This window comes from Oerskovia enterophila, from assembly GCF_001692445.1.
GTDB lineage: Bacteria > Actinomycetota > Actinomycetes > Actinomycetales > Cellulomonadaceae > Oerskovia > Oerskovia enterophila.
Map to the genome: position 1 here is coordinate 26,024 of NZ_MAQA01000042.1, position 16,263 is coordinate 42,286.

At 71.2% G+C, this 16,263-nt stretch carries 16 protein-coding genes; 10 read left to right on the top strand and 6 right to left on the bottom strand.

Annotated features, from left to right (window positions below; all coding sequences use genetic code 11):
• Nucleotides 1–39 precede the first annotated feature (39 nt).
• Both OERS_RS15325 and OERS_RS15330 read right to left on the bottom strand, forming a co-directional pair.
• Nucleotides 40–855, bottom strand: coding sequence for an ABC transporter permease (locus tag OERS_RS15325; RefSeq protein ID WP_056647191.1), 816 nt, complete (start codon nucleotides 853–855; stop codon nucleotides 40–42).
• Complete coding sequence (locus OERS_RS15330) at nucleotides 852–1,811, bottom strand: ABC transporter ATP-binding protein (RefSeq protein WP_068626747.1); 960 nt, start codon at nucleotides 1,809–1,811, stop codon at nucleotides 852–854. The genes OERS_RS15325 and OERS_RS15330 overlap by 4 nt, the downstream gene beginning before the upstream one ends.
• A gap of 171 nt (nucleotides 1,812–1,982) precedes the next feature.
• Here OERS_RS15330 and OERS_RS15335 point away from each other — a divergent pair, with 171 nt between their 5' ends.
• The 8 genes from OERS_RS15335 to OERS_RS15370 all read left to right on the top strand — a co-directional run bounded on the left by OERS_RS15335 (nucleotide 1,983) and on the right by OERS_RS15370 (nucleotide 9,073).
• On the top strand, nucleotides 1,983–2,882 hold the full coding sequence (locus OERS_RS15335) for a helix-turn-helix transcriptional regulator (RefSeq protein WP_068626749.1): 900 nt from the start codon (nucleotides 1,983–1,985) through the stop codon (nucleotides 2,880–2,882).
• 1 nt (nucleotide 2,883) lies between these two features.
• Nucleotides 2,884–4,338, top strand: coding sequence for a Fe-S cluster assembly protein SufB (sufB, locus tag OERS_RS15340; RefSeq protein WP_056647181.1), 1,455 nt, complete (start codon nucleotides 2,884–2,886; stop codon nucleotides 4,336–4,338).
• On the top strand, nucleotides 4,339–5,571 hold the full coding sequence (gene sufD, locus OERS_RS15345; protein WP_068626751.1) for a Fe-S cluster assembly protein SufD: 1,233 nt from the start codon (nucleotides 4,339–4,341) through the stop codon (nucleotides 5,569–5,571).
• A 10-nt stretch (nucleotides 5,572–5,581) separates the two neighbouring features.
• Nucleotides 5,582–5,923 (top strand): non-heme iron oxygenase ferredoxin subunit, encoded by a 342-nt coding sequence (locus tag OERS_RS15350; protein ID WP_056647177.1) that lies wholly within the window; start codon nucleotides 5,582–5,584, stop codon nucleotides 5,921–5,923.
• Nucleotides 5,924–5,967: 44 nt separating this feature from the next.
• A complete protein-coding gene (gene sufC / locus OERS_RS15355) occupies nucleotides 5,968–6,732 on the top strand; it encodes a Fe-S cluster assembly ATPase SufC (protein WP_056647175.1) in 765 nt (254 codons plus the stop codon).
• Nucleotides 6,733–6,806: 74 nt separating this feature from the next.
• Complete coding sequence (locus OERS_RS15360; RefSeq protein WP_068626754.1) at nucleotides 6,807–8,105, top strand: cysteine desulfurase; 1,299 nt, start codon at nucleotides 6,807–6,809, stop codon at nucleotides 8,103–8,105.
• 75 nt (nucleotides 8,106–8,180) lie between these two features.
• Nucleotides 8,181–8,729, top strand: a complete 549-nt coding sequence (gene sufU / locus OERS_RS15365; RefSeq protein ID WP_068626756.1) for a Fe-S cluster assembly sulfur transfer protein SufU — start codon at nucleotides 8,181–8,183, stop codon at nucleotides 8,727–8,729.
• On the top strand, nucleotides 8,726–9,073 hold the full coding sequence (locus tag OERS_RS15370; protein ID WP_056647167.1) for a metal-sulfur cluster assembly factor: 348 nt from the start codon (nucleotides 8,726–8,728) through the stop codon (nucleotides 9,071–9,073). The genes sufU and OERS_RS15370 overlap by 4 nt, the downstream gene beginning before the upstream one ends.
• Nucleotides 9,074–9,434: 361 nt before the next feature.
• On the opposite strand, the gene OERS_RS15375 is transcribed toward OERS_RS15370, so the two are convergent.
• The gene (locus OERS_RS15375; protein ID WP_139107870.1) at nucleotides 9,435–10,253 is read right to left on the bottom strand and encodes a hypothetical protein; all 819 of its coding nucleotides are present in this window, start codon (nucleotides 10,251–10,253) and stop codon (nucleotides 9,435–9,437) included.
• Between the two features lie 160 nt (nucleotides 10,254–10,413).
• Here OERS_RS15375 and OERS_RS15380 point away from each other — a divergent pair, with 160 nt between their 5' ends.
• Complete coding sequence (locus OERS_RS15380; RefSeq protein WP_068626760.1) at nucleotides 10,414–11,244, top strand: ornithine carbamoyltransferase; 831 nt, start codon at nucleotides 10,414–10,416, stop codon at nucleotides 11,242–11,244.
• Nucleotides 11,245–11,341: 97 nt separating this feature from the next.
• Here OERS_RS15380 and OERS_RS15385 read toward each other — a convergent pair whose 3' ends face one another.
• On the bottom strand, nucleotides 11,342–11,950 hold the full coding sequence (locus OERS_RS15385) for a dihydrofolate reductase family protein (RefSeq protein WP_068626762.1): 609 nt from the start codon (nucleotides 11,948–11,950) through the stop codon (nucleotides 11,342–11,344).
• Nucleotides 11,951–12,125: 175 nt separating this feature from the next.
• Complete coding sequence (gene ypfJ, locus OERS_RS15395; protein ID WP_068626767.1) at nucleotides 12,126–13,028, bottom strand: KPN_02809 family neutral zinc metallopeptidase; 903 nt, start codon at nucleotides 13,026–13,028, stop codon at nucleotides 12,126–12,128.
• A gap of 479 nt (nucleotides 13,029–13,507) precedes the next feature.
• On the opposite strand from ypfJ, the gene OERS_RS15400 reads away from it, so the two are divergent.
• On the top strand, nucleotides 13,508–15,106 hold the full coding sequence (locus OERS_RS15400) for an ABC-F family ATP-binding cassette domain-containing protein (protein WP_056647151.1): 1,599 nt from the start codon (nucleotides 13,508–13,510) through the stop codon (nucleotides 15,104–15,106).
• Nucleotides 15,107–15,228: 122 nt separating this feature from the next.
• Here OERS_RS15400 and OERS_RS15405 read toward each other — a convergent pair whose 3' ends face one another.
• The gene (locus OERS_RS15405; RefSeq protein ID WP_083201517.1) at nucleotides 15,229–16,248 is read right to left on the bottom strand and encodes an SURF1 family cytochrome oxidase biogenesis protein; all 1,020 of its coding nucleotides are present in this window, start codon (nucleotides 16,246–16,248) and stop codon (nucleotides 15,229–15,231) included.
• Nucleotides 16,249–16,263: the final 15 nt, after the last annotated feature.

Sequence of the window (16,263 nt, forward strand, 5' to 3'; positions counted from 1 at the left end):
GGCTGACGGTCGGGGCGCTCACGGCGCCGGGGGACGGGCTCAGTGCCAGCGGAACAGCTTGCCCGCTCCCCACCCGAGCGCCGCGGTCCACCCGAGCAGCACGACCACGGAGAACGCAGGGACCTCGCCGAGGAGCAGCGCGCCGCGCATGGCCTCGCCCAGCGCGCCGGAGGGCAGCAGCAGCGCGACCTGCTCGAGCGCCCCGGGGAGCTGCGCGGCCGGGACCAGCACGCCTCCCGCGACGGTCAGCAGGACCAGCAGCAGGTTCGCGACCGCGAGCACGCCCTCGGCGCGCAGCGTCCCCGCGAGGAGGAGCGCGAGGCTCGTGAACGCCGCGGTGCCGAGCAGCACCGCGAGCAGGGCCGGCAGGATGCCAGCCGGGTCCGGGGACCATCCGAGCGCGAGCGCGACCCCACCGAGCACGACGACCTGGACGACCTCGACCGCGAGCACCCCGAGGATCTTGCCCGCGAGCAGCCCGCCCCGGCCCAGCGGCGTCGTGGACAGCAGGCGCAGGACGCCGTTGCGCCGGTCGAAGGCCGTCGCGATGGCCTGCGAGGTGAAGGCCGTGGACATGACGGCGAGGGCCAGGACGCCGGGCGTCACGAAGTCGATGCGCGAGTAGCCCTGCGTGTCGAGGTCGATGAAGGTCGTGCGGGCCAGGCCCACGAGCAGCATCACGGGCAGGATGATCGTCACGAGCAGCTGCTCGCCGTTGCGCAGGATCATGCGCGTCTCGAACGCCGTCTGCGACGCGACCCGCCGCCACGCCGGGGCGGCGCCGTCCGCGAGGGCTGCCCCGTCGGTCGGGGCGGGCCGCTCGGCGACCGGGCCGGTCGTCGTCTGGTCGGTCATCGGAGCTCTCGTCCTGTCAGGTCGAGGAAGACGTCCTCGAGGGTGCGGCGGCCGATCGTGATGCGCGAGGCGAGCGCGCTCTCGTCCGCGAGCCAGGCGGTCACGACCGCGACGGTCGACGGGTCGACCGGCCCGGTCACGCTGTACGAGCCGGGCTGCGTCTCGGTCACGGTCCACGCGGAGGTGGGCGACGTCGTCGGGCCTGCCTCGACGCGCCGGGCCAGCGCCTCCACGTCCAGTCCCGCGCGCGCCTCGAGGCGCAGCGTGCGGTTCCCGTCCGCGGACGGGCCCGCGTGCAGCAGGTCGGCCGTCGCGCCCGAGGCGATGACCTGCCCGTGGTCCACGACGTAGACGTGGTCCGCGAGGTCCTCGGCCTCGTCCATGAGGTGGGTCGTCAGGACGATCCCGACGCCGTCCGCGCGCAGCTCGCGCACGAGCTCCCACACCGCGTGCCGGCTCTGGGGGTCCATGCCCGCGCTCGGCTCGTCGAGGAACACGACCTCGGGGCGGCCGACGATCGCCGCGGCGAGCGCGAGGCGCTGCCGCTGACCGCCCGACAGGCGTCGGACCGTGGTCCGGGCGAAGCTCGCGAGGCCCAGGCGCTCCGTGATCTCCGCCACGTCGCGAGGGTTCGCGTACATCGACGCGACGTGGTGCAGCATCTCGAGCGCGCGCACGCCCGTGGGCAGACCGCCGTCCTGGAGCATGACCCCGACGCGCGGGCGCAGGTCGCGTGCGCTCAGCAGGGGGTCGAGCCCGAGCACCCGCACGGTGCCCGCGTCCGGGGCACGCAGCCCTTCGCAGCACTCGATCGTGGTGGTCTTGCCGGCCCCGTTGGGGCCGAGGACGGCGGTCACGGCGCCTCGTGAGGCGGTCAGGCTCAGGTGGTCGACGACCGCCCGGCCGTCATAACGCTTGACCACGTCCTGGAGGACGACGGCGGGGGAGTCGGGCACGGTGGCGATTGTAGGGGAGCCGCCTGGGGCCCGCTGTGAGGTACGCCTTGCTTGCGTCGGACCATTTAGCGCATGAGACTGTTACCTATATCGACCTGTCCCCGGGGCTCTTGCGCGCCCGCGGGGCAGGCGAGGCGGATCCCAGCAGGCCGGACGACGTGGAGGTGAGGCATGACGCACGGTGCACGCACCTCGGGTGCAGCCCCCCGCTCGCTGCCTGCCGTCGCGCTCGGCAGTGACGCATCCCACGTCGTCCTCGACGGTGACGGGACCACGCGCGAGCGCGTCCTGTCCCTCATCGTGACCGACGGGCCCGTGAGCGCCGCCTCGCTCGCGACGGACCTGGGCCTCACGCCCGCGGGCGTCCGCCGCCACCTCGCGCAGCTCGAGACCGACGGCCTCATCTCGGTCCACGACTCGGGCGCCACCACGGGCATGCGCGGACGCCCCGCACGGCACTACGTCGCGACGAACAGGGGCCAGTCCGAGCTCTCGGGGGCCTACCCCGACCTCGCGACCCAGGCCCTGCGCTTCCTGCGCGACGTCGCGGGCGAGGACGCGGTCGAGGACTTCGCGCGCCGTCGCCTCGAGGAGCTCACGGACCGCTACGCGCCCCGCATCACGGCCGACGACGTCGCGGGCCGCGCCGAGCAGCTCGCCGCGGTCCTCGCCGAGGACGGGTTCGCGGCGAGCGTGCGCCCCGTCGCCGGGACCGCGACCGTCCAGCTCTGCCAGGGGCACTGCCCGGTCCAGCACGTGGCCGAGGAGTTCCCCCAGCTCTGCGACGCCGAGGCCCAGGTCTTCTCCCAGCTCCTCGGCTCGCACGTCCAGCGGCTCGCGACCCTCGCGGGCGGCGGGCACGCGTGCACCACCAACGTCCCCGTGCTCCCCGCGGTGACCCGCGCACCCGAGGCGAGCGACGCCGTCGGGCACGAGACCACCGGACGTCGCGCCACCGCGCGCGGACCGCGCGCCCCGGCGCGCCCCCCAGCACGACACCCCGAACCGACAGGTTCATCGACCACCGCCCCACCGCCCCCCTCCGTCGTCGACGGAACGTGGAAGGAATGACATGAGCGCTCCCACCCAGGACACCGCTGGCGTGTCCCAGAGCACCGGCCAGTCCGACGAGGAGATCATCGCCTCGATCGGCTCCTACGGCTACGGCTGGCACGACAAGGACGACGCCGGTGCCACCGCGCAGCGTGGCCTCTCCGAGGCGGTCGTGCGCAACATCTCGGCGCTCAAGAGCGAGCCCGAGTGGATGCTGAACTACCGGCTCAAGGCCCTGCGCCTGTTCGACAAGAAGCCCATGCCCAACTGGGGCAGCGACCTGTCGGGCATCGACTTCGACAACATCAAGTACTTCGTGCGGTCCACCGAGAAGCAGGCCACCTCGTGGGACGACCTGCCCGAGGACATCAAGGACACCTACGACAAGCTCGGCATCCCCGAGGCGGAGAAGCAGCGCCTCGTCGCGGGCGTCGCGGCCCAGTACGAGTCCGAGGTCGTCTACCACCAGATCAACGAGGAGCTCGAGAAGCAGGGCGTCATCTTCCTCGACACCGACACCGCGCTGCGCGAGCACCCCGAGCTCTTCCAGGAGTACTTCGGCACCGTCATCCCCTCGGGTGACAACAAGTTCGCCGCGCTCAACTCGGCCGTGTGGTCCGGCGGCTCGTTCGTCTACGTCCCCCCGGGCGTCCACGTCGAGATCCCGCTGCAGGCCTACTTCCGCATCAACACGGAGAACATGGGCCAGTTCGAGCGCACGCTGATCATCGCGGACGAGGGCTCGTACGTGCACTACGTCGAGGGCTGCACCGCCCCGATCTACTCGAGCGACTCGCTGCACTCCGCGGTCGTCGAGATCATCGTCAAGAAGAACGCCCGCGTGCGGTACACGACCATCCAGAACTGGTCGAACAACGTGTACAACCTCGTCACCAAGCGTGCGACGGCGGCCGAGGGCGCGACCATGGAGTGGGTCGACGGCAACATCGGCTCCAAGGTCACCATGAAGTACCCCGCGATCTACCTGCTCGGCGAGCACGCCAAGGGCGAGACGCTGTCGATCGCGTTCGCGGGCGAGGGCCAGCACCAGGACGCGGGCGCCAAGATGGTGCACGCGGCCCCGCACACGTCCTCCTCGATCGTCTCGAAGTCCGTGGCGCGCGGCGGTGGACGCACGTCCTACCGCGGCCTCGTCCAGGTCCTCGAGGGAGCGGAGCACTCCGCCTCCACCGTTCTGTGCGACGCGCTGCTCGTCGACCAGATCTCCCGGTCCGACACCTACCCGTACGTCGACGTCCGCGAGGACGACGTCTCGATGGGTCACGAGGCGACCGTGTCGCGCGTGAGCGAGGACCAGCTGTTCTACCTCATGTCCCGAGGCATGGCAGAGACCGAGGCCATGGCCATGATCGTGCGCGGGTTCGTCGAGCCCATCGCGCGCGAGCTGCCCATGGAGTACGCGCTCGAGCTCAACCGCCTCATCGAACTGCAGATGGAAGGGTCCGTCGGCTAAATGACTACTACTGCGAGCACCACAGAGACCGAGCCGATCGGCCTGAGCACGGACCACACGCAGGCCGTCCAGGACGGCGCTCACTCGCACGGGGTCGGCGGCACGCCGCAGGGATCCCGCGCCGAGCGCATCACCTCGTTCGACCCGACCGTCATCACCGTGCCCACCGGGCGCGAGGAGGAGTGGCGCTTCTCGCCGGTCCCGCGCCTCGCCCCGCTGTTCGCGGCCGAGCTCGGCAGCGCCGGCGTGCGCACGACCGTGGTCGACGCCCCCGAGGTCACGGTCGAGATCGTCGGCCGGGACGACGGGCGGCTCGGCCGCGCGGGCGTCCCCGGCGACCGCACCGCCGTGACCGCGTGGAACGCGTTCGCCGAGGCGACCGTCGTGACGATCCCGGCCGAGGCCGTGGCCAGCGAGGTCACGTCCGTGCGCATCGAGGGCCTGTCCGACGAGCCCACCGCGACGCACCTGCTGATCCAGGCCGAGCGTCACAGCGAGTCCGTCGTGGTCATCGACCACGTGGGCTCCGCGACGCTCACCGAGACGGTCGAGATCGTCGTCGAGGACGGCGCGCACCTCACGGTCGTGTCGGTCCAGGACTGGAGCGCGGGCGCCGTGCACGCGAGCTCGCACCGCGCCCGCATCGGCCGCGACGCCAAGCTCAAGCACGTCGTCGTGACGTTCGGCGGCGACGTCGTGCGCGTGACCCCGGACGCCGAGTTCACCGGCACCGGTGGCGAGGTCGAGATGGTCGGCCTGTACTTCGCGGACGCCGACCAGCACCAGGAGCACCGTCTCTTCGTCGACCACGCTGTCCCGAGCTGCAAGTCGCGCGTCACCTACAAGGGCGCGCTGCAGGGCGAGGGCGCGCACACGGTCTGGGTCGGCGACGTGCTGATCCGTACCGAGGCCGAGGGCACCGACACCTACGAGCTCAACCGCAACCTCGTCCTCTCGGACGGCGCGCGGGCCGACTCGGTGCCGAACCTCGAGATCGAGACGGGCCTCATCGAGGGTGCCGGGCACGCCTCGGCGACCGGTCGCTTCGACGACGAGCAGCTCTTCTACCTGCAGGCCCGTGGCATCCCCGAGGCCGACGCCCGTCGCCTCGTGGTCCGCGGCTTCTTCGCGGAGCTCATCCAGGAGATCGGTGTCCCGTCGGTCGAGGAGCGTCTGCTCACCTCGATCGAGGCCGAGCTCGCCAAGTCGATGAGCGTCATCGAAGGCCGGTGACCGGACCCGCATGACTGCACAGCTTGCTTGCATGACCGACGACGTGGCGCCCGAGGAGGCGCTGCGCGTGGAGCTCGAGGGCGAGAAGGGCCCCGTGGAGGTCGCGGTCGTCCGCGACGGCGACGGGAACTGGCACGCCATCTCGGACATCTGCTCCCACGGCGCGGTCTCGCTGTCCGACGGCGAGGTCGAGGGCTGCTTCATCGAGTGCTGGCTGCACGGCTCGCAGTTCGACCTGCGGACCGGCATGCCGACCGCGCTGCCCGCGATGCGCCCTGTGCCCGTCTACCCGGTCACGATCGACGGCGAGCGCGTGCTCGTCGACATCGACCAGACCGTCTCCCCGTCCTGACCCCTGAACTTTCTCGATACTTTCCGAATACTGGAGAACACCACATGTCCACTCTGGAGATCCGCGACCTGCACGTCAGCGTCGAGACCAAGGAAGGGCCGAAGCCGATCCTGCGCGGCGTCGACCTGACCATCAACAGCGGCGAGACCCACGCGATCATGGGCCCCAACGGCTCGGGCAAGTCGACCCTCGCGTACTCGATCGCCGGTCACCCCAAGTACACGATCACGAGCGGCACCGTGACGCTCGACGGCGAGGACGTCCTCGCGATGACCGTCGACGAGCGTGCCCGCGCCGGCATGTTCCTCGCCATGCAGTACCCCGTCGAGGTCCCGGGCGTGTCCGTCTCGAACTTCCTGCGCACCGCGAAGACCGCGATCGACGGCGAGGCCCCCGCGCTGCGCACGTGGGTCAAGGACGTCAAGGGCGCCATGGAGAACCTGCGCATGGACTCGTCCTTCGCCGAGCGCTCGGTCAACGAGGGCTTCTCCGGTGGTGAGAAGAAGCGCCACGAGATCCTGCAGATGGAGCTCCTCAAGCCGAGCATCGCGATCCTCGACGAGACCGACTCGGGCCTCGACGTCGACGCGCTGCGCATCGTCTCGGAGGGCGTCAACCGCGCCAAGGCGAGCACCGACGTCGGCGTGCTGCTCATCACGCACTACACGCGCATCCTGCGGTACATCAAGCCGGACTTCGTGCACGTGTTCGTCGACGGCCGCATCGCCGAGGAGGGCGGCCCCGAGCTCGCCGACCGCCTCGAGAACGAGGGCTACGACCGCTTCCTGACCGGCGCGGCCACGGCCTGACCCGGCCGGCCGCCCGTCGGCCTCCCGCCCGCCGGTCCGCCGGCGGGCACCTGACACACCCGAGGAGACTTCCGATGACCACCACCGACACCGTGCGGGCCGGGCTGAGCGCCACCGAGCTCGCCGCCGTGCGAGCCGACTTCCCGCTGCTCGCCCGCACGGTGCGCGGTGGCCGTCCGCTCGTCTACCTCGACTCGGGCGCCACGTCGCAGAAGCCCCAGGTCGTCCTCGACACCGAGGTCGACTTCTACGAGGAGCGCAACGCCGCGGTGCACCGCGGTGCGCACCAGCTCGCGGAGGAGGCGACCGAGGCGTTCGAGGACGCCCGGTCCGCGGTCGCGCGCTTCGTCGGGGCGGACGCAGACGAGATCGTGTGGACCTCCGGGGCCACGGCCGCGATCAACCTCGTGACGTACGCGCTGTCGAACGCGACGATCGGTCGCGGGGGAGAGGCGGCCCGCCGCTTCGCCCTCGCGCCGGGCGACGAGATCGTCCTGACCGAGGCCGAGCACCACGCGAACCTCGTGCCGTGGCAGGAGCTCGCCGCGCGCACCGGAGCGGTGCTGCGCTGGTTCGGTGTCGACGACGAGGGGCGCATCCGCGTCGACGAGGCGGCCTCGGTCATCACCGAGCGCACGCGCGTCGTCGCGTTCACGCACGCCTCGAACGTCACGGGCGCGATCACCCCGGTCGCGCCGATCGTGGCGCGGGCCAGGGAGGTCGGGGCGCTCACGTTCCTCGACGCGTGCCAGTCCGTGCCGCACCTGCCGGTCGACCTGCACGACCTGGACGTCGACTTCGCCGCGTTCTCGGGTCACAAGATGCTCGGCCCCACGGGGATCGGCGCGCTCTACGGGCGGCGCGAGCTGCTCGAGGCGCTGCCCCCGGTCACGACCGGCGGCTCCATGATCGAGGTCGTGACCATGACGGAGGCGTCGTACATGCCGCCGCCGCAGCGCTTCGAGGCCGGCACGCAGGCCGTCGCGCAGATCGTCGGCCTCGGCGTCGCGGCGCAGTACCTCGAAGAGCTCGGGATGGAGAACGTCGCGGCCCACGAGCACGACCTCGCGGTCGAGCTGCTCCGGATCGCGGACATCCCGGGCGTGCGGGTCATCGGCCCGCGGACGCCCGAGGACCGCCTCGCGGTCGTCTCGTTCGTCGTCGAGGGCGTCCACGCCCACGACGTGGGCCAGGTGCTCGACGACGCCGGCATCGCCGTGCGGGTCGGTCACCACTGCGCCCAGCCCCTGCACCGCCGGTTCGGGGTCGCCGCCACGGCGCGCGCCTCGGCCTCGGTGTACACGACGTCCGAGGACGTCACGGCGTTCCGGGAAGGTTTGGCGGGGGTCCGGGCGTTCTTCTCAGTGGACTGACGCGCGCCCGACGCCCCACCCTGTCTGCGTGGTCCCACGACCCGCACGACGTACCGAAGGAGCAGGACCCCAGCAATGAGCAGCTCGTTGGAGCAGATGTACCAGCAGGTGATCCTCGACCACGCGAAGTCCCCGCACGGGAGAGGCTTCGTGGAGCTCGCGGAGGGGCACCTGCACGGTGAGTCGCACCAGATCAACCCCACGTGCGGCGACGAGGTCACGATGCGCGTCGAGTTCGACACCGCCGACCCGAAGGTCCCCACGATCTCCCGCGTGAGCTGGGAGGGGCAGGGCTGCAGCATCTCGCAGGCCTCGCTGTCCGTGCTCACCGACCTGGTGACCGGAGCCCCCGTCGCGGAGTCCGAGCACCTGGGCGACCTCTTCCGTCAGCTCATGCAGTCGCGCGGCAAGGGCCTCGACGAGGACCGCGAGGACGAGCTGGGCGACGCCACGGCCTTCACCGGGGTCGCGCAGTTCCCGGCCCGTATCAAGTGCGCGCTGCTCGGCTGGGCCGCGCTGCGTGACACCCTGGCGACGTCCGGAGTCCTCGCGGGCCCGGGCACCGCCTCTCAGCCCTCGCTCGACCACCCTCTGTCCCCGCAGTCCCCCCAGGAGAACCGATGACGACCGAGACCCCCGCCGCCTCTGCGGCACCGACCCCGCCGACCGCGGCCGACGTCGAGGAGGCCATGCGCGACGTCATCGACCCCGAGCTCGGCATCAACGTCGTCGACCTCGGGCTCGTCTACGGCATCCAGGTCGACCAGAACAACCACGCCGTGATCGACATGACGCTCACGTCGGCGGCCTGCCCGCTCACGGACGTCATCGAGGACCAGACGGCGCAGTCTCTCGACGGGCTGATCGACGGCTTCCGGGTCAACTGGGTCTGGATGCCGCCGTGGGGCCCCGAGAAGATCACGCAGGACGGCAAGGACCAGCTGCGCGCGCTGGGCTTCAACGTCTGAGTCTTCTTGCGGTGCAGCTCTAGATCCTCCGATCAGCGCCCGTCGTCAGTCGGCGCTGCAGCGACGCGAGATCTCCGCGGGGACCGAGGTGGACGGCGACTGCCCGTGAGGGCCCGCCTCCCCGGTCGGACTCCGACAGGTCTCGCGTCGCTTCCGTGGCCGGACAGTCACGGCTGCCCGTGCGACCGAGAAGGAACGAGCACTGTCGGGCCCTGGTGCCCAGGGCCCGACGCCAGCGGTACACGCGCAAACCCAGGTCCATCGTCGAGCGCGGTGAGCCGACCCCCGTAGAACAGCTCAGACCCGCTCCCCGCCTCCGTTGACCTCACGGACTCGCGTGCGGCCTCGGCGTGATCGCCTTCTAGACGCAGGGTCCGCCGACGAACAGGCAGCCCATGCGCGCACCTGAGTGCTCGGCGATCACCCTGGACCCGTCGGCGGGGGCGGCACGCACGAACCCTCCTCCGAAACTGTGGCCGATGTGGAACACGCCGTAGTTCACGCGCCACGAGCTCGTTGCGCCCAGTGCATCTTTCGGGAGTGCCTCTGGCATCGCGACAATGGCCCGCTGCACCACGTATCTGCTGGGGTCGACCCCGAGGACGAGGTCCCGCCACTGTTCGTCGGTGACCTCGGAGCCGATGACGACACCCTTGCCACCTACACCGAATGCGGGCTTCAGCACCAGTCCATCGCGTTGCGCAAGGCAGAAGGCCAGAATGTCGTCGGGCGCATCGTGGATCTCTCCGGGGCGAGCGTCGAGCGGCGCGAGCCACGGAACAAGCCGCTCGACAACATCGATCTCGTCCGGTGTCATCGACGAACGCACCTCGGACGACCAGAGCAGGGCCAGACTGCGTTTGTTGCCGAAGCAGGAGGTTGAGAGCGGGGACACCACGGGGGTCCCGCTTGCCGCGAGGCCGCGCAGAACGTCCCTTCCCGCCTGGGCCTCCGACCCGGTGCCGGTGAGTTCGCTCAGCGTGAAGTACCGGTGGACCAGGCCAACGCGGCGTCCGTGTGCGATGACGACGTCGCCTTCGACGACGAGGTCTCCGAGGTGACAGGAGAAGGCATCTATTCCGTACTGCTGAAGACACGACGCCACCACGTCGAGAACTGGTCTGGTCTCGCCATAGCTGGACTCCGTGTCGACGAGCGCGACGGCATCCGGTCCGGTCAACGCCTGACGGAGATGCGACGCGAGGAGGGCCAGCGCGGCGCGCCCGCAGCCAGGCACGATGGCGTGAGCCCGTCGGGGACACCGACCTGGTCATCGATGCCCTCGCGGCGGAGGACACTGCCTGGCTCGGACTCAGGCGCCGCTCCTCTAGACTTCTGCGATGCCTCGCAGCCTCGTGCGCCTCACAGACTGGTCCGCCGACGACATCGAGCACGTCTTCCGCCTTGCCGAGGCGTATCGGCAGGGTCACGGGCCTGCCACGAACGGCTGCGCGGCGATGTTCTTCCCGTCGGCCAGCATTCGTACTCGCATTACCTTCGAGCGCGGAGCTCACCTCATGGGGCTCCAGCCCGTCCTCTTCCCGCCGGAGACCCTTGACAAGCCAGAGGAGCCCGCTGACGTCGTCGGGTACCTCGCCAACTGGGCAGACGTCGTCGTCGCCAGGCACCCTGATATCGCCGTGATCGAGCGGCTCGCCGCACCCGGCACGCTGCCAGTGATCAACGCGATGACCGATGTCAACCATCCGTGCGAGGTCCTCGCCGATGTCTATACCCTCGCCCAGACGCGGGATGTGCGGACCCTGCGCTTTGTCTTCGTCGGCCCGGACGGGAACATCGCCCGCGCCTGGGCAGAGATCGCAGCCGTTCTTGGGCTCGAACTGATCCAGAGCTGCCCCCTCGACCTGGCCACTGCCGGGGTCACGTGTGTCACGGACCTCAGGGCTGCGATGCGTGACGCTGACGTCGTGCTGACGGACACGTTCGGCTCGAACACGGCCGCGCTCGAGACGCACCGCGTGACAGCGGAGGTCATGGCGCTCGCGCGACCGGGCGCACTGCTCGCCCCGTGCCCGCCGTTCACGCGCGGCGCGGAGGTGTCGGCCGACGTCGTCCGCCAGGGCGGCCCCTTCGTCGGGTACGAGTTCAAGGCGTCGCTGCTCCACGTGCACCAGGCAGTGCTGGCGACCTGCCTCGACCTGGAGCAGTAGGGAGAACGATCGCCCACGCCTGACGGTGGCGACCGTGGTGCGGTGACGTGCGAGGACGAGACGTGCATCGGTGAGAGTCTGCGTCAGTCGGGTGCGCTCACCCGTCGGCGGGCAGGAGAGGTGGGTGCTGCAGGACGCGTGGGCGGTACTCGACGATGTGGATCCCGGTGTCGAAGGTGCGGTGGTCGATCATCTCGAGGGCGACGTCTGGATAGCCGTCGTAGATCCGCTCCGACCCCGTCGCGCCGGTGATCACAGGGAACATCCCCACCCGGAACCGGTCCACGAGCCCGGCCCGCAGCAGCGCCCGCGCCACGCTCAGGCTGCCGATCGTGCTCAGGAGCCCGTCCTCGTCGGCCTTCATGGCGCGGACGGTCTCCACCGCGTCGCCGCGCACCAGCGTGGAGTTGGCCCACGTCAACGGTTCGGTGAGCGTGCTGGAGAAGACCACCTTCCGCGCCGCCGTGAGCTCGTCGACCGACGCCTCCTCGTCTGCGGTGAACTCGTCGGTCCCCGCCGGCATCTGCCCGGCCGCGAAGCCCGACATCAGCCGGTAGGTGTTCGCGCCCATCAGGTACGTGACCTCGGGTTGCTCCTCGAGCCACGCGAGGTACTCGGGGCCCTCGAGCCCCCAGAACCCGGGCCAGCCCTCTCCCGACGCGTAGCCGTCGAGCGAGGTGATGAAGTCCACGAGCAGCTCAGCCATCGGTCCGTCCCCGTCCTCGGTGCTCCCGAGCAGTGATGCCGCTCGACGGCGGCCTGGTCTCACTCGTGAGACGGCTGCGCGACCGAGAACTCATCGGTCGGTCGGAGGCGCACGTGCGCTGGGCGCTCACGGACCGTCCGACGACCGCCGTCAGGGTGAGCGGGAACGGGACCGCTCAGAGCGTCGACGCCTCGAGCGCGTTGCAGTCCTGGAACGACCCGCCGTCGTAGCCCGTCATGAACCAGCGCTGGCGCTGCTCGCTCGATCCGTGGGTCCACGCCTCGGGGTTCACCGAGCCGGTCGCGGACTGCTGGATGCGGTCGTCGCCCACGGCCGATGCTGCGGAGAGGGCATCCTTCAACTGCTCCTGCGTGATGGGGGCGAGGTACGCCACGCCGGTCTGGGGGTCGATCGTCGTGGCCGCGTTCCCCGCCCACATGCCCGCGAGGCAGTCGGCCATGAGCTCGATGCGCACCGAGTCGGACTCGGGCCCGGTGCCCGAGCGGTCCGCGGACGACATGGCCCCCGAGAGCTGCTCGATGTGGTGTCCGAACTCGTGCGCCACGACGTACTCCTCGGCGAGCGGACCGCCCGAGGAGCCGAAGCGGTCGCGCAGCTCGTCGAAGAAGGACACGTCGATGTACACGGTCTGGTCAGGCGGGCAGTAGAACGGCCCGACCGCGCTGGTCGCCGCGCCGCACGCGGTCTGCGTCGAGCCCGGAAAGCTCACGACGTCAGGGACGACGTAGGCCACCCCGACCTGCGCGGGCAGCGCCTCGGCCCAGTAGGCGTCGAGGGACTGTGCGGTCGCGGACAGCCGGCACTCGCGCTCGGTGTTCGCCTGCTCAGCGGTGCACTCCTCCACGAACTGCTGCTGCCCCGTGTCCTCGGTGCTGGTCGACTGGACCTGCTCGCCCACGGCCCCGAGCACGCTGCCCAGGTCGCCGCCGTTGAGCAGGGCGACCACGACCGCCACGAGCACGGCCGCGATGCCGCCGCCCGCGATCGCAGGACCCTTGCCGCGGCCGCCCTTGCGGACACGGCCGCCCTCGAAAGAACCACCCTCGTTGAACGTCACAGGTCAACGCTACCCGTCGCCGCAGGTCACGGCGCCCTGCGGTCGCTGTCCGGTCGGCGATGCCCCGGCGTGGCTCGCCGTGCGCGGGAGTCGTCGGCGGGGAGGCCGCCCTTCGCTGCCCGACGGCGCAGCCCCCGGCGCGCTCTCGCCGCGCCCGGGTGCGGCTCGTCCCGGAGGGGAGCGACGTCGTCGGGCAGGCAAGGTGGCCGCCGAGAACGAGGTTGCGATCGTTTCAGGGCTCAGAATGAACGCAACCTCGTTCTCGGCACCCGCGACCCGACCAGGAACAGAGCAGTACGGCCCTCGCGGCGGTCCGGTCCGCACGCGGCCCACCCACTGTGACGGACCAGCCCGCGAAATCCCGTTCCGTCCGCAGCCGCGCGGCACTAGAATCGGTGGCGTTTGTGTCTCGCACACGGCGCGGTCCCGCGCCGGGCAAGACTCCTGGACACCCCACGACCCCGCCGGAGGAACTCTCTGTGATCACTGCCCATGCCGTCGAGCTGCGCGTCGGCGCCCGCGTCCTGCTGGACGAGGCGTCCTTCCGCATCGCTGCCGGAGACCGGATCGGTCTGGTGGGTCGCAACGGAGCGGGCAAGACCACCCTGACGAAGACCCTCGCGGGGGAGACCCAGCCCACGGCCGGGCAGATCGTGCGCACGGGCGAGGTCGGCTACCTGCCGCAGGACCCCCGTACGGGCGACCTCGACGTGATCGCGATGGACCGCGTGCTCTCGGCGCGCGGGCTCGACGTCCTCGTGCGCAAGATGCGCGAGACCGAGGGCGAGATGGCGAGCGCCGACGCGGACACGCACCTGGCCGCGATGGACCGCTACCCCAAGCTCGAGGAGCGCTTCACGGCCGCTGGCGGGTACGCCGCGGAGAGCGAGGCTCAGCGCATCACCTCGAACCTGGGCCTCGACGAGCGCATCCTCGCGCAGCCGCTCAACACGCTCTCGGGTGGTCAGCGCCGCCGCATCGAGCTCGCACGCATCCTGTTCTCGGGCGTCGAGACGCTCCTGCTCGACGAGCCGACGAACCACCTCGACGCCGACTCGATCCTGTGGCTGCGCGACTACCTGAAGAACTACTCGGGCGGGTTCGTGGTCATCAGCCACGACGTCGAGCTGCTCTCGGCGACCGTCAACAAGGTCTTCTACCTCGACGCGAACCGCGGCGTCCTGGACCAGTACAACCTGGGCTACAAGGCGTACCTCGAGCAGCGCGAGACCGACGAGCGTCGTCGTCGCCGCGAGCGCGCCAACGCCGAGAAGAAGGCCGGCACGCTGCTCGCGCAGGCCGAGAAGATGCGCGCCAAGGCGACCAAGGCGGTGGCCGCGCAGAACATGATCAAGCGCGCCGAGCGCATGCTCTCGGGCCTCGAGGGCGAGCGCGTGAGCGACAAGGTCGCCAAGCTGCGCTTCCCGACCCCCGCCCCGTGCGGGCGCACCCCGATCACGGCCGAGGGGCTGTCCAAGTCCTACGGGTCGCAGGAGATCTTCGCGGGCGTCGACCTGGCGATCGACCGCGGCAGCCGGGTCGTGGTGCTCGGGCTCAACGGTGCCGGCAAGACGACGCTGCTGCGCATCCTGGCGGGCGTCGAGAAGGCCGACACGGGTGAGGTCATCGCGGGGCACGGGCTCAAGCTGGGCTACTACGCCCAGGAGCACGACACCCTGGACATGGACGTGACCGTCGTCGAGAACCTGCGCCACGCGGCGCCGGACCTCACGGACACGCAGGTGCGCTCGGTCCTCGGCTCGTTCCTGTTCTCGGGCGACGACGCCAACAAGCCCACGCACGTGCTGTCGGGTGGGGAGAAGACGCGCCTCGCGCTCGCGACCATCGTCGTGTCGGGTGCGAACGTGCTGCTCCTCGACGAGCCCACCAACAACCTGGACCCGGCCTCGCGGGCGGAGATCCTCGACGCGCTCAAGAACTACGAGGGGGCCGTGGTCATGGTCACCCACGACGACGGCGCGGTCGAGGCGCTCTCTCCCGAGCGCGTCCTGTTGCTGCCCGACGGCGACGAGGACCTGTGGAACGACTCCTACGCCGAGCTCATCTCGCTGGCCTGATCGACCGGTAGCCACCGGTACCTGCAGCGACACGAACGGCCCGCCTGCTCCGAGGAGCAGGCGGGCCGTTCGTCGTTCCCGGCGGGCGGGTCGGTGCGGACGCAGCGGGTGTGGTGCGGCGGTCAGGTCCGTGCGTCGTCGTGCGCGGAGGGCTCGTGCGCGGCCGCCTGGGCGTCGAGGAGGGCGTCCTCCTCCTCCTCGGCGGTCGGCCCGCGCCGACGCCGGGGAGCGGGCTCCCCGGGGGTCCGGCCCGCGGCGCGCTGCTCGCCCAGCAGGTCTCCCGCCGTCACGGTCTCGCGCTTCTCGCGGCGGATCAGGATGAGGAAGCCGCCGATCGCGCCCGCCGCGAACACGAACCACTGGAACGTGTAGGACAGGTGCGAGCCGGGATCGGTGTCCGGGACGGCCAGGGCACGCAGCGAGGCCGCGGGGGCCGGGTCCTCGGCACGGAGCGAGCCGTACGCGCCGACGGTCATCCCGTCGGCCCACGCGCCGCCGTCGGGCCCCTCGGCGAGCACCTGGGCCGTGTTGATGGCCTGGACCTGCCCGTCGGGTGCGTCGCGGCTCGACGCGGGCTCGTCGGCGCGCAGGCTCACGGTCACCTCGACGCGGCCCGACGGCGGAGCGGCCACCTCGTCGGGCGCGCTCGCGTCGGCGCCCAGCGGGACGAAGCCGCGGTCCACGACCATGACGACCGGCTCGCTGCCGTCCGTGGGCTCGGTGACGAACGGGACCAGGACGTGGAATCCCGCCTTGCTGCCGACCGGACGGTTGCGCAGGAGGACGGTCGCCTCGGGGACGTAGCTGCCCTCGAGCGTGACCTGCTGCCAGACCCGCTGGGGGTCCAGCTCGGCACCCGGCCCCGGCAGGACGTCGGCGAGCGGGACCGGGGTCGCGTCGTAGTTGGACTCGATGATCTCGATCTGGGCCGAGCGCGACTCGTACCGGTGCCACTGCCAGCGGCCCGCGAGCACGCAGAGCGCCGCCACGAGCAGGACGCCGAGCGCGAGCGTGATCCACTGGCGGACGGTCCGGGGCTCGGCCTTGGCATCGCGCGCGACGTCCCGGGCGAGCTCGGCCGCGTCGGGGGTGCGGCCCTGCGGTCCCGAGGTCTCAGGGGGCTTCGGCGGCTCGGGGGTCACCGGGGCGTCCGGGAC